The sequence below is a fragment of the Micromonospora sp. NPDC047670 genome (genome assembly GCF_043204915.1).
In the GTDB taxonomy this organism is placed as follows: Bacteria; Actinomycetota; Actinomycetes; order Mycobacteriales; family Micromonosporaceae; genus Micromonospora.
The window spans coordinates 313,674-334,314 of record NZ_JBIDDA010000001.1 but is presented as its reverse complement, the minus strand read 5'-3'; the positions used below and the strand labels follow the sequence as shown (position 1 = coordinate 334,314).

Genomic DNA, 20,641 nt, shown 5'->3' with positions numbered 1-20,641 from the left:
GCGGTCCGCCAGCCCCGTCGAGGCTTGCTCAGCCCGCGCCGCCGGCGCGGAACGCCACCCAGGCGTCGCTCATCCGGTCGGCCTGTCCGGCGGTGAACATGTTCATGCAGGAGTCCTGCGTGTAGTCCATGAAGTTGTGGATGGGGTCCAGCCCGGGTGCGGTGCAGGTGTCCGCCCCCACCGGGCAGTTGAACTGCGGGGTTGCCTCCCGCGGGGTGTCCGCGACGAAGTCGCCGGAGGCGGAGCACCCGTGCGCGAAGGTGTGCTCCAGCATCAGCCAGTGCCCGACCTCGTGCGTCAGGGTGTCACCGAGGGCGTACTTGCCCGCCGTCCCGCCCGGCATCGACTCGTCGAGCATCACCACGCCGTCGATGAAGTCCCGGCCGTTGTTGTAGCCCTTCGGGAAGTACGCCCACCCGAGCAGGCCACCGCCGATGTTGGCCGCGTACACGTTGAGGGTGCGGGAGTCGCCGGTGTGCAGCGCCTGCTTCATGTCCCGCTCGTTCTTGCCCGGCACGACGGTGTACCAGTCGCTGTTCACCGTCCAGGTCGTGTCGACCAGGTCGAACCGGAACGGGGTGTCGGAGGCGTTCGCCGCGGTGCGGCCGGCGAACGAGTCGTTGAGCACCTTCATCTGCGCCGCGATCAGGGTGTTCCACCTGGTCGTCTCCGCCGCGCTGAGCGGGTGGTCGGAGATCATGTGGAAGACCGTCGGCACGGTGACGCTGCCGTTGGGCAGGCGGGGGGAATCCTTGATGACGCCGTACGCGTTCGCCTCGTTCTTGGCGTACAGCTCCGGCTCCTGCGCGGTGGCGCCCTCGGCGAGCCGGGCCGCGCCGTGCCCGTCGGCGGCCGGCTCGCACTCTGCGACACCCGGGGAGACGGTCACGGGCGCTGCCGAGACCGCGCCGTAGGCGCCGCCGGACGCCAGGAGCGTCGCGGTGGTGGCGGTGAGGACTGCCAGTCGGAAGATCGGTCTCCTGTGCATCGATGCACCTTTCAGGAGGATGGAGGCGGTGCGGGAGTCGACGCGGGCTGCCATGACCAGGGTCGATGACGTCGTCTTCCCGGTATGAGACCACGTCGGTGGCACCGGCAAAAGACCTGGGAGACAGGGCCGGTGGCGGCGTAACGGCAGAGGGCTGAGGAGCGCTGTTGCAGAGGGACCGGCCCCGCCGTGTCCGGTACGCCCGTTTTCCGGGCGGCTACGGCCGGCGGACCCGGTAGTGGAGGTGGATGACCCCGCCGTTCTCGTACCAGCGGAAGAGTTGGTCGAGGCCGCCGTCGCCCGGCCCGGCGATGTAGCCGTCCAGCGACATGCTCGCCTCGGTGTGGACCCCCGCCATCAGAGCACCCGGGTGATCTGCTCGGCGGCGATCCGGGCGTCGAGCCGGGCCGGGTCGAGGTTGGCGCAGAGCACCACCGACGCGCCGACAGCCAGGGGCGCCAGCAGCCAGTAGACGGGCTGCTCGTGCTCGGCGACGTCGACCAGCAGTCGGTCGCCGGCCCGCAGGTCGAGCCGGTCCGCCACGGCCAGCGCGACGCTGCCCCACTCGCGGTAGCTCGTGCCGTCGGAGCTGGCCGCATCGGCGCTGGTCAGTGTGGCGGACGCGGGCAGCGCGTCGGTGTGCCGCCGCACCTCGGCTAGCCATTCCAGGTAGCCCGGCGGCACCTCCTTCGGCGGGTTGGCGCCGAGCCCGAGGACGTAGCGGTGCCGCGCCTCGGGCACGTCCTCCAGCCAGTCGTCCAGCCGCTTCGCGCTGACGAAGAGGGCGTCGAACGGCTCGTCGTCGCCCGGCGCGACCTGCGGCAGGCCGGCCGTGGCCCGCGGGCGGAACGACACCGCCACCCCGGCCGACCAGGCGCCCAGCAGCACGGCGGCGGTCTGCCAGTGGGCCGGGAGGAGCACCGCCGCCCGGTCGCCGACGCCGAGCCCGCAGCCCTCGCGCAGCAGCCCGGCGGCCCGCGCCGCCCAGCCGCCCAGCTCCGCGGCGGTCAGGTCGGTCCGTTCGCCGGTCGCGTCGTCCAGGTACGTCAGCAGCGGCTGGTCGATCTCCGTGGGCCGGTCACCGGCCGGCGACTCCCGGACGAGGGCATCGGTCAGGGTCATCACGCACTCCTCGGGCAGGCTGGGGCCACCCTACTCAACGGGCACCGGACGGGCGTCCAGCGGCGCACCGGCGGTCGTCGGCTCCTTGGTGACCGGTTCCGAGCGTCGGCCGCGCCGCCACCGCGTGCTGGCCGGCGGGTCCGGGGCGAGACCGGCCCTGGGCCTCGAGAACGGCGCCTTCCTCGGCGACTGGAGCACCGATGTGATGATCCCGGGCCCCGATGCCGGGAGACCGGTTCCCCAGCGTTGACCCGACGACGAGCACGTGGAACGCCGACCGTCACCCCGGCAGTTCGGGGCCGCCGTCGAGCAGCGGGGCGAGCAGGTCGCCGTGCTTCTCCACCCGCCTGAGCACTTCGCTCGCCACGTACGGCTTCGCCGAGGGCCGCTTGCCGGCCGCGCCCGCCTCGACCTCGTCCCAGGTCAGCGGGGTGGACACGGACGGCACCGACTGGGCCCGCAGCGAGTACGGCGACACGGTGGTCTTGGCCGCGTTGTTCTGGCTCCAGTCGATGAACACCTTCCCCGGCCGCAGGTTCTTCGCCATCTTCGACACGATGAGCTTCGGGTGCGCCCGCTCCAGCTCCTGGGCGATCCGCTTCGCGTAGGCGGACACGTCCTCGGCGTCCTGGGTGCCGGCGATCGGGCAGCAGAGCTGCATGCCCTTCTTGCCGGACGTCTTCGGGTAGCTGTCGATGCCGTCGTCGGCGAGCCGGTCGCGCATCAGCAACGCCACCTGGCAGCACTGGCGCAGCGCCGCCGGCGGCCCCGGGTCCAGGTCGACGACCATCATGTCCGGGTGCTCGCCGATCTTCCACTGTGGGGTGTGCAGCTCCAGCGCGGCGAGGTTGGCCAGCCAGACCAGGGTGGGCAGGTCGTCGGCGACCACGTAGTCGATGGTCTCCCGGCCCTTGCTCGACCCGGGCGCGGGCAGCGTCTCGGTGCGGACCCAGCCGGGGGTGGCGGCGGGGGCGTTCTTCTCGAAGAACGAGCCGCCGGTGACGCCGTTGGGGAAGCGGATCCGGGTCAGCGCCCGGTCGCGCAGGTGCGGCAGGAGCACCGGGGCGACGCGGGTGTAGTAGTCGATCACCTCCCCCTTCGTGAAGCCGGCGTCGGGATAGAGCACCTTGTCCAGGTTGGACACCTCCAGCGCGCGCCCCTCGACGTCCACCCGGAACCGGTCAGCCGGCATCGTCTACCTCCTCGGCGGGCTTGTCCGGCCGCAGCCGGAGCACCCGGGGGAACCGCAGCCGTCCGTCCGGGGTGCGCTGGCCGTACTTCACCTCCACCACGACCCTCGGTGTTACCCAGATCGCGCCCCGGGCATCCTCGCGCGGCAGGTCGCCGGCGAACGGCGAGCCGCCGGCCCGCAGCGGCTCCAGCTCGCGGAGCAGTTGCCGCTCGATGGCGGCGCCGATGCCGCCGCCCACCCGCCCCCGGTAGACGAGCCGCCCGTCCGGGCCCGGCACCCCGACCAGCAGGCCACCGATCTTCCGTGCCCCGGGCCGCCAGCCGCCGACCACGAAGTCACCGGTCACCTCCAGCTTGACCTTCACCCAGTCCGGCGAGCGCACCCCGGGGCGGTAGACCGACTCGACCCGCTTGGCCATCACCCCCTCCAGGCCGTGCTCGCCGGCCGCCTCGTAGGTGGCCAGGCCGTCGGGGAAGACCGGCGACACCGCCCACCGGGCGCCGCCGAGCGCCAGGCCGTCCAGGGCCTCCCGCCGGCGGGCGTACGACCAGCCGGTCAGGTCCTCGCCGTCGAGCCGGAGCAGGTCGAAGATCATGTACGTCACGGGCATGACCGCCGCCAGCCGGGCGGCCTTGTTCCGGTCGCGGACGTGCATCCGCTCCGCCAGGGCGGTGAACGAGGGCTGGCCGGTCTCGCCGAGCAGCACCACCTCGCCGTCGAGCAGGGCGTCGCCGACCTGCTCGTGCAGGGTGGCCAGCTCGGGGTACGCGGCGGTGATCTCGACGCCGGAGCGGGCGTACAGGTGCTGCCGGCCGGCGCAGATGTCGGCGAGCGCGCGCACGCCGTCCCACTTGAACTCGTACGCCCAGCCGGAACCCGCCGGGAGCTGCCCGGTCATCGCGAGCATCGGCTTGAGCGGCGCGCCGGGCACCTCCCGACTGTACTTGCGCACGGAAGCCCTCGCGTGGCCTTCGATCTTTTGCGATCCTGGGCAGTACCGGCGAGAGGAGCACGGGATGCGGGCCATCTGGAAGGGAGCGGTCTCGTTCGGGCTGGTCTCGATCGGGGTGCGGGTCTACTCGGCCACCGAGGAGAAGGACATCCGCTTCCACCAGGTGCACCGGGAGGACGGCGGCCGGATCCGCTACAAGCGCACCTGCCAGGTCTGCGGCGAGGAGGTCACCTACGACGACATCGCCAAGGGCTACGACATCGGTGGCGGCGAGATGGTGATCCTGACCGACGAGGACTTCGCCGACCTGCCCCTCTCCACCTCGCACGCGATCGACGTGCTGGAGTTCGTCCCCGCCGAGCAGGTCGACCCGATCCTCTACAACAAGGCGTACTTCCTGGAGCCCGAGGGCACGGCCACCAAGCCGTACGTGCTGCTGCGCGACGCGCTCGCCGACTCGGAGCGGGTGGCGATCGTCAAGGTGGCGCTGCGCCAGCGGGAACAGCTCGCCACGCTGCGGGTCCGGGAGGGCGTGCTGCTGCTCAACACGATGCTCTGGCCGGACGAGATCCGTACCCCCGACTTCGGCTTCCTCGACGAGGACCTGAAGGTCCGCCCGCCGGAGCTGGCCATGGCCAGCTCGCTGATCGACTCGATGGCCGGCGAGTTCGAGCCGGACGCCTTCACCGACGACTACCGGGCGGCCCTCCAGGAGGTCATCGACGCCAAGGTCGAGGGCCGCGAGGTGGTCCAGCCGGAGGAGGTCGAGGAGGCCCCGGCGGCGGCCGTGGACCTGATGGCGGCGCTGAAGGCGTCCGTGGAGCGGGCGAAGGCCGCCCGCGGCGAGGCGCCGGCCGGCGGGGGCGGGGAGCCGACCCCGATCTCGGCGGCCCGCTCGGCGCAGAAGAAGGCAGCCGAGAAGAAGGCGGCCAAGGCCCCGGCCAAGAAGACCGCCGAGAAGAAGGCGGCGCCCAAGAAGACCGCCGCGAAGAAGGCCGCGCCGAAGAAGGCCGCCGAGGGCGAGAAGAAGCCGGCGGCCAAGAAGGCAGCACCGAAGAAGGCGGCCCGCAAGACCGCCTGATCCTCTCGGGCGCGGCCGGAGCGCCGCCCGCGGCAGTCCCCTCGACCGACCGACCCCGCGCCCGCCGCCGTTGCCGCCGGGGCGGACCCGACCCTTGTGTGGGTGGGAGCGGCGACGGCCGAGGCGGCACGGTGGGCGTCCGGGCGGGTACCGTGTGCGTCGGCTTTCCCCCCGGCACTCCGATGCCGGCCACCACCTTCGCAGCAGGGAGTCGACGCCGTGAGCGAGCGTACGCAGAACCGGTCACAGAAGTCGGAGCGGCGGCTGGCCGCCCAGTTGGCGGCGCAGAAGGCGGCCGAGGCGAAGCGTCGCCGGCAGGCCTGGGCCGGCGGGCTCGCGGGCGTCGCCGTCGTCGCGGTGCTGATCACCGTCTTCGTCACCATCGGGCGCAACGACGACGACCCCAAGGACCAGGCGGCCGGCACCCCGTCGGCGTCCGCCACCGCCCCGGCGGCCGACGCCCCCGGCGCCCCGCAGCTCCCGGCGGGCGCGGACCCGGCCCTGGGCAGCAAGCCGACGGTCACCGCCGGCAAGGGCGAGCTGAAGAAGCTCACCGTGACCCCGCTGATCAAGGGAACCGGCCCGGCGGTGCAGAAGGGCCAGACGATCACCACCAACTACGTCGGCGTGTTCTTCAAGGACGGCAAGGAGTTCGACTCGTCGTGGAACGCCGGCCAGCCGGCCTCCTTCCCGATCGGCGTCGGCCAGGTCATTCCCGGCTGGGACCAGGGCCTCGTCGGGGTGACCGTCGGCAGCCGCGTGCAGCTCGACATTCCCGCCGAGCTGGCGTACGGCACGAAGCCCGCCGGCGGCCGTCCGGCCGGCCCGCTGCGCTTCGTGGTGGACGTGCTCGCGGCCCAGTGACCCGGCTGGCCGGCCCGGTTCGCCCGGGTTGTCGCCCGACCGTGATGCAGTAGCCCACAGAGGGCTTCCGACCCTTCACCCACCGGCAGTAGGTTCAGCGTCACCCCGGGCGGTCCCGCCGGCCGGGGTGCCAACCCGACCGGACGCGGAGGTGCACGTGACGGCGCTGGACGACGCGGGACGAACCGCCCGGGTGATGTGGACGCACTTCGAGCCGGTCCACGCGGTCACCTACTTCCATCCCCGGGCCCGGACCGCCTTCGAGGCGGTCGGCCTGCGCGGCTTCTGGCGTGGCTACTTCGCCGGCCGGGCCGCGCCGCTCGGGCCCGTCGACGCCGCGCCGGTGGTCGCTTCGTTCTTCAACTTCGCCCCGCACACGGTGGCGCGGGCGCTGCCGGCGGTCTGGCGGCTCGCCACCCCGCAGGAGGCGCTGCGCGCCCGGCTCACGGGGGCGGTGCAGGCGCTCGCCGAGCTGACCTACGAGCTGCCCGAGTCGCACCTGGTCGAGGCGGCCGACCTGCTGGAGGCGGCGGCGGCCGAGGTCGAGCCCGCCGGGCGGGTGCTCGGCGCGGCCAACGCCGCCCTGCCGCGCGGCGAATACCCGCTGGCCCGGCTCTGGCAGGCCGCCACGACGCTGCGGGAGCACCGCGGTGACGGGCACGTGGGGGCGCTGGTCGCGGCCGACCTCGACCCGGTGGAGACGCTGGCCTGGCGGGTCGCGGTCGGCATGCCCCAGCTCAACCTGCTCGGCCGGGGGTGGAGCGAGGAGCAGTGGGCCGCCGCCCGCGCCCGGCTGGCCGAGCGGGGCTGGCTGACCGCCGGGGGCGAGGCGACGGAGCGGGGCCGGGCCCGGTTCGAGGCGATCGAGGACGCCACCGACGCCGCCGCCGCCCGGCCGTGGCGGACGCTGGGCCGGGAGCGCGCCGACCGGCTGCGGGAGCTGCTGGAGCCGATGGCCGTCGCCGCTCACTCGGTCATCCCCGAGGGCAACCCGATCGGCCTGCCCGCGCTGCGGCGCTGACCCGGTCGGGCGGCACGCGCGGCCGCCCCATGGGGCAGGATGGGGCCGTGGCTGATGCGGTGATCTTCGACCTGGACGGCGTGATCGTGGACTCCGAGCCGGTCTGGGAGGAGGTCCGGCGCGCGTACGTGGCGGCGCACGGCGGGACCTGGCAGCCCGACACCCAGCGCCGGCTGATGGGCATGAGCACCGGCGAGTGGTCTCGCTACCTGAGCGGGGAGCTGGGCGTCGACCGGGGGGCCGAGCAGGTCGCCGCCGAGGTGGTCGAGGAGATGACCCGGCGGTACGCGGCGCGCGTACCACTGATCGACGGGGCCGACGAGGTGGTGCGCCGACTGGCCGGACGGTGGCCGCTGGGGCTGGCCAGCTCCTCGCCGACCCGGCTGATCGCGGCGGCGTTGGCCGCGACGGGCCTGGCCGACGTGTTCGGCGCGACGCTGTCGACCGAGGAGACCGAGCGGGGCAAGCCGGCGCCGGACGTCTACCTGGCGGTCGCCGAGCGGCTGGGCGTCGACCCGGCCCGCTGCGTCGCCGTGGAGGACTCGTCCAACGGCGTCCGGTCGGCGGCGGCGGCCGGGATGACGGTGGTGGCGGTGCCGCACGGCGCGTACCCGCTGGACCCGGACGCCGAGCGGCTCGCGGCCGTGGTGCTGGGGTCGGTGGACGAGCTGACCCCCGGGACCGTGGACCGGCTCGGGTAGCGGCTCAGGCGGGGCGGGCGACCACGTCGAGCAGCGGCGTCGGCCGGTCGACCCGGGCGATCTCCACGACGGTCCAGCCGGCGGCGACCACCCGGTCGCTGAGGCGGTCGACGAGCACGGCGAGCCGCGTGGCGTGCGGCGGTTCGTAGACCAGGTGCAGCGCGCCTCCGGGGGCCAGCAGGCCGGCGAGGTGACGGAACTCGGCCGTGGGCGGCCGCGTCCAGAACAGGTTGACGTTGACCGCGAGGATGCGGTCGTAGCGCTCCCCGGACGATTCCAGGGTGGACAGGTCGGCGTGCCGGAACTCCGCCCGCCCGGCGGCCACCTCCGCCGCGTTGCGCTGCGCGGCGGCGCGCAACGCGGTGGCGGAGCGGTCGACCGCGACCACCCGGGCGACCTGTGGAACCGCGCAGATGAGCGCGACGGCGACCCCGTTGCCGCAGCCGATCTCCAGCACCCGGTGGCCCGCGCGCAGGTCGAGCCGGTCCACGGCCCACCGCAACCGCTCCGGCACCGGCCTGGTCGCCATTGCGCCAGCGTAGCCACGCCGGACGCGGTCGGGCCGCCCGTCTCCGGCTCGACCTGGGCAGCCGTCGGGCCGTCCCCGGCTCCGCCGTCCGGCCGGTCGACCCGCCGGCCGCCCCGCGCCACCCCTCCACCCCGCCCCGCGTGGCCACTCCCTCCCGCCGGCTACCCGGTCGTCCGGTTTCCGGCCCCACCGCGACCGGCATGAGCCCGGATCCGCCGGGTACGGCAGCCGACGGCGCCCGAGCCGGGTCGCCGGGTGAGGAGACGGGGATGAAGGCGATCGTGTACGAGCGCACCGGCGACGCCTCGGTGCTGCAACTGGTCGACCGGCCGGTGCCGGAGCCCGGCCCCGGCGAGGTGCTGGTGCGGGTGGCCGTGTCGGGGGTGAACCCGACGGACTGGAAGTCGCGGCGGCAGGGGCCGCTGCCGGACGGCTGGCAGACGCCGGGGCAGGACGGCGCGGGGGTGATCGAGGCGGTCGGCGAGGGCGTCGACCAGGAGCTGATCGGCGAGCGGGTCTGGCTGTGGGAGGCCGCCTGGCAGCGACCGTGGGGCACCGCCGCCGAGTACACGGTGGTGCCGGTCCGGCAGGCGGTGACCCTCGGTGACGCCTCCTTCGACCTGGGGGCCTGCCTGGGCATTCCCTTCCTCACCGCGCACCGGTGCCTGACCGCGGGGGAGTACACGCCCGATCGGTTGCGCGCAGGCGCGCTCAGCGACCACACGGTGCTCGTGCAGGGCGGGGCGGGCGCGGTGGGCAACGCGGCCATCCAGCTCGCGCGGTGGGCGGACGCCTGCGTGGTCGCCACGGTCAGCAGCCCGGAGAAGGCGCAGCTCGCGGCGGCGGCCGGCGCGTCCTTCGTGGTCAACTACCGCGAGCAGGACGTGGTCGAGGAGGTCCGCAAGATCGCGCCCGACGGGGTGCACACGATCGTCGAGGTCTCCGCGGCGCGCAACGCCGCCACCGACGTCCAGTTGCTCCAACGCGGCGGCGCGGTCTGCGTCTACGCCGACGACGGCGGGGCCGAGGTGACCCTGCCGATCCGGCCGCTGATGGCGCCGAACGCGCGCTGGCAGTTCGTGCTCGTCTACACCGAGCCGAAGGCGGCCAAGGCCCAGGCGGTGGTGGACGTGGCCGCCGCGGCGGCGCAGGGCGGCATCCGGGTGGGCGAGGACGCGGGGCTGCCGCTGCACCACTACCCGCTCTCGGCGGCCGTCGCGGCGCACCAGGCGGTGGAGGACTCGACGGTCGGGAAGGTGCTGATCAGCACCAGCGGGGAGGGGTGACGGCGCTGCCGGGCTGGCACGCCGGGTCGACGACCGACCGAACCCGCCTGAGCTGGACGAATTTCCCCGTCATCGGGACAGAGGCGAACATCTTTCGCAACAATGACTGTGCGGGTCGCCCCGCATGGAGCGGGCGGCCCCGGCGCGGTGCGAACGCCGGGGCCGCCCCTGGGGAGGGATGTCTCAGGAGTGCGTCCCTTACCCCAACAGGCGACGGCGCGCCTGAAAACGTTACGGGGCCGTCAGCTCCCGCACACTCAACTCGCCCCCGGCGTACCTCGAACGCACCACCTTCTTGTCGAACTTGCCGACGCTGGTCTTCGGCACCGCGTCGATGACCGCCCAGCGCTCCGGCAACTGCCAGCGCGCCACCGACCCGGCCAGGAACTCCCGCAGCTCCTCCGGGTCGGCCTGCGCCCCCTCGCGGAGGACCACGGTGGCCAGCGGTCGCTCCCCCCAGCGCTCGTCGGGCACCCCGACCACGCACGCCTCCAACACGGCCGGGTGGGCCATCAGGGCGTTCTCCAGCTCGACCGAGGAGATCCACTCGCCGCCGGACTTGATGACGTCCTTGGCCCGGTCGGTCAACGTGATGTAGCCGTCGGGCGAGAGGGTGCCGACGTCGCCGGTGCGCAGCCAGCCGTCGCGGAACTTCTCCTCGTCCGGGGTGTCGTCGCCGAGGTACCGGGCGGTCACCCACGGGCCGCGGACCTCCAACTCGCCGACGGACGTCCCGTCGGCGGGCAGCGGCTCGCCCAGCGGGCCGACGATCCGGGCCTCCACGCCGGCCGGCACCCGGCCCTGGGTGTAGCGGTAGCGCCAGGCCTCGTCGCCGCTGGCCCCCGCCGGCGGACGGGCCACCGAGCCCAGCGGCGACATCTCGGTCATCCCCCACGCGTGCACCACGTCGACGCCGTGCCGCTCGACGAACGCGTGCATCAGCGCCGGCGGGCAGGCCGAGCCGCCGACGATCACCTCCTTGAGCGAGGAGGCGTCCACGTCGTGGCTGTCCAGGTGGGCCAGCAGGTCGTTCCAGATGGTCGGCACCGCGCCGGCGAGGGTGGGCCGCTCGGCGGCGATCATGTCGGCGATCGGCGCGGCCTGGAGGAAGCGGTCCGGCATGACCAGCGACGCCCCGGAGAGGAAGGCCGCGTACGGCAGGCCCCAGGACATCGCGTGGAACATCGGCACGATGGCCAGCTCGCGGTCGGTCGGGCCGAGGCCGAACGACTCCGGCATGCAGATCTGCAGGGAGTGCAGGTAGATCGAGCGGTGCGAGTAGGCGACCCCCTTGGGGTGCCCGGTGGTCCCGGAGGTGTAGCAGAGGGCGGCGGCGTCGCGCTCGTCCACCTCCGGCCAGTCGTAGACCTCCGGCCGGTCGGCCAGCAGCGCGTCCCAGTGGTGTACGGCGATCCGGTCGCCGGCCGCCGCGACCAGCGGGGCCGGGTCCCCGCCGCCGACCACCACCACGTGCCGGACGGTGGTCATCTCGCCGATCACCCGGGCCAGCAGCGGGATGAGCGTGGTGTCGACCAGCACCACCCGGTCCTCGGCGTGGTTGGCGATGTAGGCGAGCTGGTCCGGGAAGAGCCGGATGTTGAGGGTGTGCAGCACGGCGCCCATGCTCGGCACCGCGAAGTAGGCCACGAGGTGCTCGCTGTTGTTCCACATGAAGGTGGCGACCCGCTCGTCGCCGGTGACCCCGCACTCGTCGCGCAGCGCGTGGGCGAGCCGGGCGGCCGTCCGCCCGACCTCGGCGTACGTCATCCGGCGCGGTTCGCCACCGGTCCACGTGACCACCTCGGCCGTGCCGTGCACGGTCGAGCCGTGGGTGAGGATCCGCGCGACCTGGAGGGGGGCGTCCATCATCGTGCTACGCATGGGTAACAAGTTAGTGTCGGCGGTCACACCTTGGGAACCCTGGAAAGCCCGTCCGCCCCGGGCCGGCCCCGTAAATTGTCCGGGTGAGCATCTCCTGGGCCGATTCGTACGTGGGGCAGTTGCGCGCCCTGGCCGGTGACCGGACGCTGATGTTCGTCGGCGCCCGCGCCGTGGTCCGCGACAACGCCGGACGCGTCCTGCTGATCCAGCGCTCCGACAACCACCAGTGGGCCCTGCCCGCAGGGGCGATGGAGCTGGGCGAGTCGATCGCCGACTGCGCCGTCCGCGAGGTGCGCGAGGAGACCGGCCTGCGTGCGCTGCGGGTCAGCGCCTTCGCGCTCTACACCGGCCCGGACCGCACCCACACCAACATGTACGGCCACACGTACCAGGTGTTCACGGCCGCGTTCCGGGTCGAGGAGTGGGACGGCGACCTGGCCCGGGTCACCGACGAGACCGTCGACGCCGGCTTCTTCCACCGGGAGCAGTTCCCGGCCCCGCTCTCCGCGAGCGTCTCGGAGACCCTCGCCGACCTCGACGTCTTCGAGCAGACCAACCGGCTGATCCTCAAGTGACCCGTCGCGTCCGCGCGACCTGATCCGCCCGGTCAGAGCAGGGTCTGGCTCTTCGCCTCCATCTCGGCGGCCGCCTCCTCCTTCGACTCCCGGGACAACGGCTTGCCGCCCGGGGCGGGGGCCTCGCCGCCGAGGCCGTCCGTGCCGCCGGTGGTGCCGCTCGGGCCCGCCCCGCGCAACTTGTCGTTGGGCAGCGCCAGGGTGACCAGCACCGCCACGATCGCGATCAGGCCGGCGGTCAGGAAGACCAGGTGCAGCGACTCGACGAAGGCCGCCTGGACGGCCGCGCGTACCGGGGCGGGCAGGGCCAGGACGGTGGCCGGATCGTTGATCGAGACGTCCGCACCGCCGCTCGCCGCCACGGCGGCCTGCTGCTGCGGCGGCAACTGCGCGATCGCACCGGGCAGCCGGTCGGCCAGCTCGGAGGTGAGCCGCGACGACAGCACCGCGCCGAGGATCGCGACGCCGAACGACCCGCCCAGCGACCGGAAGAACGTCGCCGACGACGTGCCGGCGCCCAGGTCCCGCATCGAGACCGCGTTCTGCACGGCCAGGATCAGCGACTGCATGCACAGCCCCAGCCCGACGCCGATCACCACCATGAAGCCGAAGGCCACCCAGAGCGAGGTGCCCACCTCCAGCCGGGTGAACAGCAGCATGCCGACGAGCAGCACCGCCGCGCCGGCCACGGGGAACCACTTGTACCGCCCGATCCGGCTCATCGCCCGGCCGGTGAGCACCGAGGTGACGATGATGCCGGCCATCATCGGCAGCATCAGCAGGCCGCTGCGGGTCGGCGAGGCGCCCTTGACGATCTGCAGGTAGAGCGGGATGAAGATGATCGACCCGAACATCACCAGGCCGAGCACGAAGCCGGCCGCGTTGGCCAGCGCGAAGGTGGCGCTGCGGAACAGGCGCAGCGGCAGGATCGGCTCCGCCACCCGGGCCTCCTGGAGCACGAAGAGCACGCCGAGCACCGCGCCGCCGGCGAGGAGCCCGACGATCACACCCGAGCCCCAGGCGTACTCGTTGCCGCCCCAGCTCAGCGCGAGCAGCAGGCAGCTCACCCCCGTGACCAGCAGGGCCGCGCCGAGCCAGTCGATCGCGTGGTCGCGCCGGGTGAACGGGATCAGCCGCATCACCCGCGAACACACCACGATCGCCAGGATCGCCAGCGGCACGTTGACGTAGAAGATCCACCGCCAGTCCGTCTCGGCGAAGTAGCCCCCGACCAGCGGCCCGGCGACCGACGAGAGGCCGAAGACCGCCCCGAACAGCCCCTGGTAGCGACCGCGGTCCCGGGGCGCGACCACGTCCGAGATGATGGTGAACGCCAGCGTCATCAGGCCGCCGGCGCCGAGGCCCTGGATCCCGCGGGTGGCGATGAGCTGGGTCATGTCCTGCGACAGACCGGCCAGCAGCGAGCCGAGCAGGAACGTGCCGATGGAGAAGAGGAACACGGGACGGCGCCCGTACAGGTCGGCCATCTTGCCGTAGAGCGGCGTCGAGGCGGTGGAGGCGAGCAGGTACGCGGTCACCACCCACGAGTAGTGGTTGATGCCGCCCAGCTCGCCGACGATGGTCGGCAGGGCGGTGCCGACGATCGTCTGGTCGAGCGCGGCCAGCAGCATGCCGGTCATCAGGCCGAACATCAGCAGCCGGAGCTGGCGCCTGTCGAGCACCGGGGCTTCCGTGGTCATGCCAGGTCCTTTCCCCGCCCACCCGAAACATGCCGGCCGGCCGTCGCGTCGACCGGGAAACCGGCCTGCGGCCTGCCGTCGACCGCGCTGTCGACGAGGGGCCGGCGGGACGGGTGCGGCCCGCGGTGGCCTCCTCGACGATCCTCGCGCAGAACGCCGGCCGGCACGGCGGAACGCCTGACGAGGCGCACCGCGTCGGCGTCGGTAACGGGAGGTCGCCCGGTGCCCGCCGCCAGGGGCCCCGGGTTTGACCCCGACACCTCGGGGGATCCCGGAGGGCATGGCAGGAGCAGCAGCGGAACAGCGCCGGCTCGCCACGGTGGTGGAGAGCTGGCTGGGGCGTCCCGTCCTGGTCATCGGCGACGCCATGCTCGACGACTGGCGGTTCGCCGAGTCGGACCGGCTCTGCCGGGAGGCGCCCGCCCCCGTCCTCACCCTGCGGCGGCGGATCTCCGCGGCCGGCGGGGCGGCGAACACCGCAGTGAACGTCGCCGCGCTCGGCGGCCGCGCGGTGCTGGTGGCACCGGTCGGTGCGGACGTCGCCGGGGACGAACTGCACGACTGTCTGGACCGGGCCGGCGTCTGGGACCGTACGGTCAACCAGCCCGGCCGCCCGACGCCGGTGAAGCGGCGGATGCTGGCCGGCAACCAGATCCTGCTGCGGGAGGACTCCGGCGACCCCGACGACGCGCTCGGCGACGACGGGGTGGCCCGGCTGCTCACCGCGCTGGAGTGCGCCACCGAGGAGCTGCGCGCCGCCGCCGGCGGCGAGGCGCCGACCCTGGTGGTCTGCGACTACGGCCTGGGCGCGCTGCCCGCGCCGGTGCGCGCCTGGCTGGTCGCCCAGCGGGAACGGTACGCGACGGTCGCGCTGGACGCCCACGACCTGGCCGACTGGCGCGGCCTCGCCCCGACCGTGGTGACCCCCAGCTTCGCCGAGGCGACCCGCCTGCTGGCCCGGGCCGCCGGCACCCGGGCGGCGCACGGCCCCGAGCTGCACCTGGCCCACCCCGACGGCGACCGGGCCGACGGCCCCTCCGAGCTCACCGTGGGCGCGGCCCCGGGCGGCCTCGGGCCGCCGCACGACGCCCGCCACCCTGACGGGCTGGCCGGCGACCTCCCCGGCCTCGCCGTCGGTGAGATGGGTCCGACCGGCGACGTCCCGGGCCTGGCCGCTGGCGCAACGGGTCCGGTCGGCGGTGCGGTCGGGCCGACCGGCGAGCCGATGCCCGGCGAGGGCCGGGTGGCGATGACCGGGGACGGGACGACCGTGACCGGCACCGGTGTCACCGTGAACGCCACGGCCGGCGAGGGCGTCGACCGGGCGGAGCTGGCGGAGTCCCGCCTCGCCGAGTTGCGCGCACACACCGGCGCGGACGTGGTGGCGGTGACCCTGGACACCGACGGGGCGGTGGTCGGCGGGGCCGACGGCGAGCCCCGGCGCAGCCACAGCACCCCGGTTCCGGCCAGCCACGCCGTCGGGGCCGGGGACGCGTACCTGGCGGCGATGACGCTGGCGCTGGCCGCCGACGCGCCGCTGCCGACCGCCGCCCAGCTCGCCCAGCTCGCCGCGACCATCACCGTCTCGGACACCGGCACCTGCGTGTGCCGCCGGGAGGACCTGCTCACGGCGCTGGACGTGCCGGTCGACGGGGCCGGGAACCGGGCGCTGGTGGGCGCCGACGAGCTGGCCGCGATCGTCGCGGAGCACCGCCGGGCAGGCCGCTCGATCGTCTTCACCAACGGCTGCTTCGACGTGCTGCACCGTGGTCACGTGCGCTACCTGGAGCAGGCCCGGGCGCTCGGCGACCTGCTGGTGGTGGCGGTCAACTCCGACGGCAGCGTACGCCGGCTGAAGGGCCCGGACCGGCCCGTCAACCCGGTCGAGGACCGCGTCGCCCTGCTCGCCGCGCTGGCCTGCGTCGACCACGTGGTGGTCTTCGAGGAGGACTCCCCGGCCGGGCTGATCGAGACGGTCCGCCCCGACGTGTACGTCAAGGGCGGCGACTACCCGCCGGAGATGGTGCCGGAGGCGCCGCTGGTCCGCCGGCTCGGCGGGCAGGTCCGCACCCTCGGCTACGTGCCGGACCGGTCCACCTCGGCGATCATCGACCGGATCCGGTCGCACGGCCAGGAGGTCCAGGAGGACTCCTCCCTGACGAGCAAGCCGTCGTGAGCCGCCCGCTGGACCTCGGCACGGCCGAGCGGTTCCGCGCCGAGCGGCTGCTCGACGTGCTGATCCCGACCCGCAACCGCCCGGCCGAGCTGGCGGTCACGCTCTCCGGGCTGGCGGCCCAGGAGGGGGTGCCCGGCTTCGGGGTGGTGGTCAGCGACCAGTCCGACGGGGCCGCCGCGTACCGGCACCCGGCGGCGGCCACCATGGTCCGGGCGCTGCGTCACCGGGGGCACCCGGTGCTGCTGACCCGCCGGCTGCCCCGGCGTGGGCTGGCCGAGCACCGGGCCTTCCTGCTGGCCGCCTCCGCCGCCCGGTACGTGCTCTGCCTCGACGACGACGTCTGGCTGGAGCCGGGCACGCTGCGCCGGCTGGTCACCGCCATCGAGGAGCTGGGCTGCGGCTTCGTCGGCAACGCCGTGCACGGGCTGTCGTACGCCGACGACGTCCGGCCGGAGACGCACCGGCACTACGAGGAGTGGACCGGCCGTCCCACCCCGGAGCGGATCCGCCCGGGCACCCCCGAGTGGGACCGGGCGGCGATCCACCCGGCGGCGAACCTGCTGCACGTCACGCGGCAGCTGGACCTGCCGCCGGGGGCCTGGCGGGCGTACAAGGTGTCCTGGATCGGCGGCTGCGTGCTCTACGACCGGGCCAAGCTCGTCGACTCCGGCGGGTTCGACTTCTGGCGGCGGGTGCAGGAGAAGCACCAGGGCGAGGACGTCGCGGCCCAGCTCGCCGTGCTGGCGCGCCACGGCGGCGCCGGCGTCCTGCCCAGCGGCGCCTACCACCTGGAGTCGCCGACGACGGTCACCGACCGGGACGTGGAGGCGTGGGAGGTCGTGCTCGCCGAGGAGGACGCCGCCCAGCCGGCCTGAGCCGGCGCCGTCGGCCGCGACGAGCGGCGGCGGTCAGGGCGCGCCGGGTTCGGGGCGCAGCAGCTCGCGGGCCGCCTCCACCACCTCGACCACCGGCACGTCGGTGACGAACGAGTCCCGGTGCGGACACTCGCCGTCGCCCGGCCGGTGCGGGTAGATGCCGGGGGTGCAGTCGACCCCGCAGACCGGGCAGCGCACCGTCCACGAGCTGATCGGGCGGTGCCGGCCGCGCAGCAGGTTCGCCACGGTGATCAGGTTGCCGACCCAGTAGATGCCGACGGTCGCGGTGCCCACGGCGGCCGCCAGGTGCAGCGGCCCGGTGTCGTTGGAGATCACCAGCTCGCAGCCGGCGTAGCAACCGGCCAACCCGCCGAGGCTGAGCGTGCCCACCTGCGGCCGGAGCGGCACCCCGGCCACCGCGACGACCCGGTCCACCACCTCCCGCTCCGCGGGCGTACCGGTGACCAGCACCTCGTACCCGTCGGCGACCAGTTCCCGGGCGACCTCGGCGAAGCGTTCGGCGGGCCAGCGCCGCCGGGTGTCCGTCGCGCCGGGGTGCAGCGCCACCCTCGGCAGCCGCGGCGGGCCGAGCACCTCGGCCGCCTCGGCCCGGTCGGCGTCGGTGAGCGACAGCGTCGGGACGACCGTCGTGGCCGGCGCGCCCACCAGCGCGGCCACCTCCAGGTAGCGGATCACCTCGTGCTGGTAGTACACGTACCGGATCCAGCGGTCCAGCGGCGGCGCGTCCTCGGCGCGCAGCCCGGCGGTGATCCGGGCGCCGAGGGCGGCGACGACCGGGTTGGAGTTGGCGCCGCCGCCGTGCAGTTGCAGCGCGAGGTCGAAGCGCTCCTTGCGGGCCGCGGCGAGGAAGTCGTCCATCGACGACTCCGGCTCGCCCGGCTCGGGGTAGCGGATGCCGGGCGCGGGCGGCACCACCAGCACCCGGTCCACCGGGCCGGGCCGGTCGCGCCAGAGCTTCGCGTGCCACGGCGCGCCGAGCAGCACGATCTCCGCTTCCGGGTACGCGGCGCGCAGCGAATCCAGCGCCGGAAGGATGAAGATGAAGTCGCCGAGCGCGTTGGCGCGCAGCACGGCGATCCGCTCGACGTCGGGCACGCGCCCGGCGACCGGGCCGAGCAGGTCCGGGGTGACCACGGCGCCCGCTACGGCCGGTCGGTCTCGCCGATGGCGGTGTCCGGGTGGTGCATCTCCCGGTCGGCGGCCGGGTCGACGACGGTCCGCGTACCCGCGGCGGGGCGGGCGCCGGCACGGCCGACGGTGATGGTGCGCGGCGCGGGCCGGGCGGCCCGGGGCAGCCGGACCCGGAGCAGGCCGTGGTCCATCACGGCGTCGATGGCGTCCGGGTCCACCCGGGCGGGCAGGTCGACCCGGTACTCGAAGCCCCGCGTCTCGAAGCCGCCGGGGATGCCGTGGTCGGCGTTGACCTCGGCCTCGGAGCGGGCCCGGACGCACAGCTCGCGGTCGTCCAGCTCGACCGCCACCTCCTCCGGCGCCACGCCGGGCAGCCGCACCACGACCTCCCAGCCGTCGGCGGTCTCGGCCAGCTCGACGTCCGGCGGCCCGGCCCGCCCGCCGACCAGCCGGCGCAGCTCGGACCGCAGGGACTGCAACTCGCCCATCGGGTCCCAGCCCTGCTGGCGGCCGCGCCAGCCCCGGCCGGATCCCTCGCTCTGCTCGCTCATGCCAGCCCTCCGCTGCGCTCGCTCATCGCACCTCTCCGATCCGCTGGGTGGCCGCCGGCGGCCGCAGCGAGCTGGGCGCGTCCAGGCCGGCCTCCCGGTCCACGCCGACGCCGAGCCGGTCGACCAGTTCCCCGCCGAGCCAGGCGCTGATGCCGAGGATCGCCAGCGCGACCACCTCGATGGCGATCAGCGCGCCACCGGCGGCCCGGGAGTCGGCGTTGAGCCGCACCGCCCAGATCGCGGCGAACAGCAGGATCACCGCCAGGTTGGCGGCGGCGTGGGTGAGCGCCACCCGCTTGGCGCGGGTCGCCGAGGGGATGGCCAACAGGTCGAACGTCCCGGCCGCCGCGGCCAGCAGGCCGCCGACGAGGCCGACGGTGATGTTCCAGTACGCGACCTCACCGAGGAAGTCCGGCCCGCCGACGGTGTCCACCACGTCGAACAGGACCGCGGTGACCAGCAGTCCCACCGGGAACATCACCAGCATGGGGTGGACGGGGTGGCCCAACACCTTGAGTCGGCTCTCCACGCGGGCCTCCACTGCTCGGTCTCTCCGGGCGGGTCGGGTGAGGCGGTACCCCCGGCACCGGCGGGCAAACCTCGCGCCGGCCCGTGCCCCATAGGCTGGACGGACGGCGGCGGCACGCCGCCACCGGAATCAACGCACGGGGGAGGGCCACGTGACGGTGGAGATCACGTCGCACGAGGAGCTGCGCGAGCTCCTGGGAGCGCCGATGCCGCGGGCGCTCGACAAGGAGCGGCCCGTCCTGCACCCCAGGGACCGGCAGTGGCTCGCGGCGTCGCCGTTCTGCCTGGTGGCGACGGCCGGCGCGGACGGCACCTGCGACGTGTCGCCGAAGGGTGACCCGCCCGGCTTCACGCTGGTGCTGGACGACCGGACCATCGCCATTCCGGAGCGGCCGGGCAACCGGCGCGCGGACGGCTACCGCAACATCCTGGACAACCCGCACGTCGGGCTGATCTTCCTGATCCCGGGGCGCACCGACACGCTGCGGATCAACGGCCGGGCCCGGTTGGTCCGCGACGCCCCGTGGTTCGGCGACATGGTCGTGAAGGGCCACCGCCCCGTCCTGGCCGTGGTGGTGGAGATCGAGCAGATCTTCTACCACTGCGCCAAGGCGTTCCTGCGGTCCCAGCTGTGGCAGCCGGAGACCTGGCGGCCGGACGCACTGCCCTCCCGGGCCCGGCTGGTCAAGGAGCTGGAGGCGCCCGGCGAGAGCCTGGCCGCCCTGGAGCGCCACTACGGCCCGGACTACGTGAAGAGCATCTACGCCTGACCCTCGGCCGGCGTCAGCCGGCCCGACAGCGTGCACGCCGACAGCCCGGTCGCACGCCTGCCTCCCGCCGACCGAGCCGGTCCGCCGGGATCCGGCGGACCGGCACTGTGGACACGACGGCGGGCGCGCTCGCCGGGTGCTCCGGAGGCTCCTCCCGCCGGTCCCCCGCCCGCCTGGCCCGCCGGAGCGGGCCGACTGGCCCGGCCGGACGTTTGAGGCGGCCGGCGAGGGTACTGATACGGGGACGGCCCGGCGCGTCATTCGGCGCCGCAACCCCCTGGACACGGGTCGAAGGAAGGACGGACCTCCCATGCCCATGCGAAGCAGCTCGGGATCGACCGCGACCAAGAATCCCCCGGGCAACCAGACGCCGAACACCCCGGACATCAACGAGAGCGAGATCGCCCGGATGAAGGTCGACGACCTGCGCGACCGGCTCCGCCGCCGCGGCGTCACCGACACCGCCGACATGAAAAAGGACGACCTGGTCAAGGCCCTCGTCAAGAGCATGAAGGCCGGCACCGGCCGCGCCGGCGGTTCGGGCAGCGGCGCCAAGGCCGGCGCGGGCGGCGGCCGCTCGTCATCGAACGGCAACCCGCCCGGCAACCAGACGCCGAACACCCCGGACATCAACGAGAGCGAGATCGCCCGGATGAAGGTCGACGACCTGCGCGACCGGCTCCGCCGCCGCGGCGTC

General features: G+C 74.3%; 19 protein-coding genes and 2 pseudogenes. 10 read left to right on the top strand and 11 right to left on the bottom strand.

Annotated elements, in window-relative coordinates:
* Window positions 1-28: 28 nt before the first annotated feature.
* The 5 genes from ACGF7U_RS01620 to ligD (ACGF7U_RS01600) form a co-directional block, all read right to left on the bottom strand.
* Window positions 29-988: a zinc metalloprotease gene (locus ACGF7U_RS01620; RefSeq protein ID WP_393102134.1), complete on the bottom strand. Its 960-nt coding sequence runs from the start codon at window positions 986-988 to the stop codon at window positions 29-31.
* Window positions 989-1,205: 217 nt separating this feature from the next.
* Window positions 1,206-1,346, bottom strand: a complete 141-nt coding sequence (locus ACGF7U_RS01615; protein WP_393102133.1) for a hypothetical protein — start codon at window positions 1,344-1,346, stop codon at window positions 1,206-1,208.
* Complete coding sequence (locus ACGF7U_RS01610; RefSeq protein ID WP_393102132.1) at window positions 1,346-2,110, bottom strand: TIGR03089 family protein; 765 nt, start codon at window positions 2,108-2,110, stop codon at window positions 1,346-1,348. Before ACGF7U_RS01610 ends, ACGF7U_RS01615 begins: the two co-directional genes overlap by 1 nt.
* A 280-nt stretch (window positions 2,111-2,390) precedes the next feature.
* The gene (gene ligD, locus ACGF7U_RS01605) at window positions 2,391-3,302 is read right to left on the bottom strand and encodes a non-homologous end-joining DNA ligase (protein WP_393102131.1); all 912 of its coding nucleotides are present in this window, start codon (window positions 3,300-3,302) and stop codon (window positions 2,391-2,393) included.
* Window positions 3,292-4,233: a non-homologous end-joining DNA ligase gene (gene ligD / locus ACGF7U_RS01600; RefSeq protein WP_393102901.1), complete on the bottom strand. Its 942-nt coding sequence runs from the start codon at window positions 4,231-4,233 to the stop codon at window positions 3,292-3,294. The genes ligD (ACGF7U_RS01605) and ligD (ACGF7U_RS01600) overlap by 11 nt, the downstream gene beginning before the upstream one ends.
* Before the next feature lie 85 nt (window positions 4,234-4,318).
* On the opposite strand from ligD (ACGF7U_RS01600), the gene ACGF7U_RS01595 reads away from it, so the two are divergent.
* The 4 genes and pseudogenes from ACGF7U_RS01595 to ACGF7U_RS01580 all read left to right on the top strand — a co-directional run bounded on the left by ACGF7U_RS01595 (window position 4,319) and on the right by ACGF7U_RS01580 (window position 7,921).
* Window positions 4,319-5,335: a Ku protein gene (locus ACGF7U_RS01595; RefSeq protein WP_393102130.1), complete on the top strand. Its 1,017-nt coding sequence runs from the start codon at window positions 4,319-4,321 to the stop codon at window positions 5,333-5,335.
* Between the two features lie 182 nt (window positions 5,336-5,517).
* Window positions 5,518-6,199, top strand: a pseudogene (locus ACGF7U_RS01590) (FKBP-type peptidyl-prolyl cis-trans isomerase).
* A 196-nt stretch (window positions 6,200-6,395) separates the two neighbouring features.
* On the top strand, window positions 6,396-7,220 hold the full coding sequence (locus ACGF7U_RS01585; protein ID WP_393102899.1) for a hypothetical protein: 825 nt from the start codon (window positions 6,396-6,398) through the stop codon (window positions 7,218-7,220).
* 29 nt (window positions 7,221-7,249) lie between these two features.
* The gene (locus ACGF7U_RS01580) at window positions 7,250-7,921 is read left to right on the top strand and encodes an HAD family hydrolase (protein ID WP_393102129.1); all 672 of its coding nucleotides are present in this window, start codon (window positions 7,250-7,252) and stop codon (window positions 7,919-7,921) included.
* 4 nt (window positions 7,922-7,925) lie between these two features.
* Here the strand turns inward: ACGF7U_RS01580 and ACGF7U_RS01575 are convergent, their stop codons facing one another.
* Entirely contained in the window at window positions 7,926-8,450 is a 525-nt protein-coding gene (locus ACGF7U_RS01575) for an SAM-dependent methyltransferase (protein WP_393102128.1), read from the bottom strand.
* Between the two features lie 269 nt (window positions 8,451-8,719).
* Between ACGF7U_RS01575 and ACGF7U_RS01570 the strand changes: the two genes are divergently transcribed.
* On the top strand, window positions 8,720-9,736 hold the full coding sequence (locus ACGF7U_RS01570) for an NADPH:quinone reductase (protein ID WP_393102127.1): 1,017 nt from the start codon (window positions 8,720-8,722) through the stop codon (window positions 9,734-9,736).
* Window positions 9,737-9,967: 231 nt separating this feature from the next.
* Here ACGF7U_RS01570 and ACGF7U_RS01565 read toward each other — a convergent pair whose 3' ends face one another.
* Window positions 9,968-11,617, bottom strand: coding sequence for a fatty acid--CoA ligase (locus tag ACGF7U_RS01565; protein ID WP_393102126.1), 1,650 nt, complete (start codon window positions 11,615-11,617; stop codon window positions 9,968-9,970).
* Between the two features lie 83 nt (window positions 11,618-11,700).
* Here ACGF7U_RS01565 and ACGF7U_RS01560 point away from each other — a divergent pair, with 83 nt between their 5' ends.
* Window positions 11,701-12,192: an NUDIX domain-containing protein gene (locus ACGF7U_RS01560; RefSeq protein ID WP_393102125.1), complete on the top strand. Its 492-nt coding sequence runs from the start codon at window positions 11,701-11,703 to the stop codon at window positions 12,190-12,192.
* A gap of 32 nt (window positions 12,193-12,224) precedes the next feature.
* Here the strand turns inward: ACGF7U_RS01560 and ACGF7U_RS01555 are convergent, their stop codons facing one another.
* On the bottom strand, window positions 12,225-13,892 hold the full coding sequence (locus ACGF7U_RS01555; RefSeq protein ID WP_393102124.1) for an MDR family MFS transporter: 1,668 nt from the start codon (window positions 13,890-13,892) through the stop codon (window positions 12,225-12,227).
* A 280-nt stretch (window positions 13,893-14,172) separates the two neighbouring features.
* Here ACGF7U_RS01555 and rfaE2 point away from each other — a divergent pair, with 280 nt between their 5' ends.
* On the top strand, window positions 14,173-16,068 hold the full coding sequence (gene rfaE2, locus ACGF7U_RS01550) for a D-glycero-beta-D-manno-heptose 1-phosphate adenylyltransferase (protein ID WP_393102123.1): 1,896 nt from the start codon (window positions 14,173-14,175) through the stop codon (window positions 16,066-16,068).
* Window positions 16,065-16,943 (top strand): glycosyltransferase, encoded by an 879-nt coding sequence (locus ACGF7U_RS01545; RefSeq protein ID WP_393102122.1) that lies wholly within the window; start codon window positions 16,065-16,067, stop codon window positions 16,941-16,943. Before rfaE2 ends, ACGF7U_RS01545 begins: the two co-directional genes overlap by 4 nt.
* A gap of 33 nt (window positions 16,944-16,976) precedes the next feature.
* Here ACGF7U_RS01545 and ACGF7U_RS01540 read toward each other — a convergent pair whose 3' ends face one another.
* Genes ACGF7U_RS01540 through ACGF7U_RS01530 form a run of 3 tightly spaced genes read right to left on the bottom strand, consistent with a single transcriptional unit; the run spans window position 16,977 to window position 19,175 of the window.
* Window positions 16,977-18,098, bottom strand: coding sequence for a glycosyltransferase family 9 protein (locus ACGF7U_RS01540; RefSeq protein WP_393102121.1), 1,122 nt, complete (start codon window positions 18,096-18,098; stop codon window positions 16,977-16,979).
* A gap of 8 nt (window positions 18,099-18,106) precedes the next feature.
* Window positions 18,107-18,646, bottom strand: a complete 540-nt coding sequence (locus tag ACGF7U_RS01535; RefSeq protein ID WP_393102120.1) for an Hsp20/alpha crystallin family protein — start codon at window positions 18,644-18,646, stop codon at window positions 18,107-18,109.
* A gap of 22 nt (window positions 18,647-18,668) precedes the next feature.
* Window positions 18,669-19,175 carry a DUF2231 domain-containing protein gene (locus ACGF7U_RS01530; protein ID WP_393102119.1) on the bottom strand — a complete coding sequence of 169 codons (507 nt, stop codon included), beginning with the start codon at window positions 19,173-19,175 and terminating at the stop codon, window positions 18,669-18,671.
* Between the two features lie 151 nt (window positions 19,176-19,326).
* Here ACGF7U_RS01530 and ACGF7U_RS01525 point away from each other — a divergent pair, with 151 nt between their 5' ends.
* Window positions 19,327-19,944 carry a pyridoxamine 5'-phosphate oxidase family protein gene (locus ACGF7U_RS01525; protein WP_393102118.1) on the top strand — a complete coding sequence of 206 codons (618 nt, stop codon included), beginning with the start codon at window positions 19,327-19,329 and terminating at the stop codon, window positions 19,942-19,944.
* Between the two features lie 310 nt (window positions 19,945-20,254).
* Window positions 20,255-20,641, top strand: a pseudogene (locus ACGF7U_RS01520) (hypothetical protein); the annotation flags it as partial.

Bases quoted from the DNA above. Each gene is read 5' to 3' on its own strand.
- ACGF7U_RS01575 (WP_393102128.1), bottom strand. From the start codon at position 8,450: ATGGCGACCAGGCCGGTGCCGGAGCGGTTGCGGTGGGCCGTGGACCGG.
- ACGF7U_RS01610 (WP_393102132.1), bottom strand. From the start codon at position 2,110: ATGACCCTGACCGATGCCCTCGTCCGGGAGTCGCCGGCCGGTGACCGG.
- ACGF7U_RS01615 (WP_393102133.1), bottom strand. From the start codon at position 1,346: ATGGCGGGGGTCCACACCGAGGCGAGCATGTCGCTGGACGGCTACATC.
- ACGF7U_RS01570 (WP_393102127.1), top strand. From the start codon at position 8,720: ATGAAGGCGATCGTGTACGAGCGCACCGGCGACGCCTCGGTGCTGCAA.
- ACGF7U_RS01565 (WP_393102126.1), bottom strand. From the start codon at position 11,617: ATGCGTAGCACGATGATGGACGCCCCCCTCCAGGTCGCGCGGATCCTC.
- ACGF7U_RS01620 (WP_393102134.1), bottom strand. From the start codon at position 988: ATGCACAGGAGACCGATCTTCCGACTGGCAGTCCTCACCGCCACCACC.
- ACGF7U_RS01555 (WP_393102124.1), bottom strand. From the start codon at position 13,892: ATGACCACGGAAGCCCCGGTGCTCGACAGGCGCCAGCTCCGGCTGCTG.
- ACGF7U_RS01585 (WP_393102899.1), top strand. From the start codon at position 6,396: ATGTGGACGCACTTCGAGCCGGTCCACGCGGTCACCTACTTCCATCCC.
- ACGF7U_RS01535 (WP_393102120.1), bottom strand. From the start codon at position 18,646: ATGAGCGAGCAGAGCGAGGGATCCGGCCGGGGCTGGCGCGGCCGCCAG.
- ligD (WP_393102131.1), bottom strand. From the start codon at position 3,302: ATGCCGGCTGACCGGTTCCGGGTGGACGTCGAGGGGCGCGCGCTGGAG.
- ACGF7U_RS01580 (WP_393102129.1), top strand. From the start codon at position 7,250: ATGGGGCAGGATGGGGCCGTGGCTGATGCGGTGATCTTCGACCTGGAC.
- rfaE2 (WP_393102123.1), top strand. From the start codon at position 14,173: ATGGCAGGAGCAGCAGCGGAACAGCGCCGGCTCGCCACGGTGGTGGAG.
- ACGF7U_RS01595 (WP_393102130.1), top strand. From the start codon at position 4,319: ATGCGGGCCATCTGGAAGGGAGCGGTCTCGTTCGGGCTGGTCTCGATC.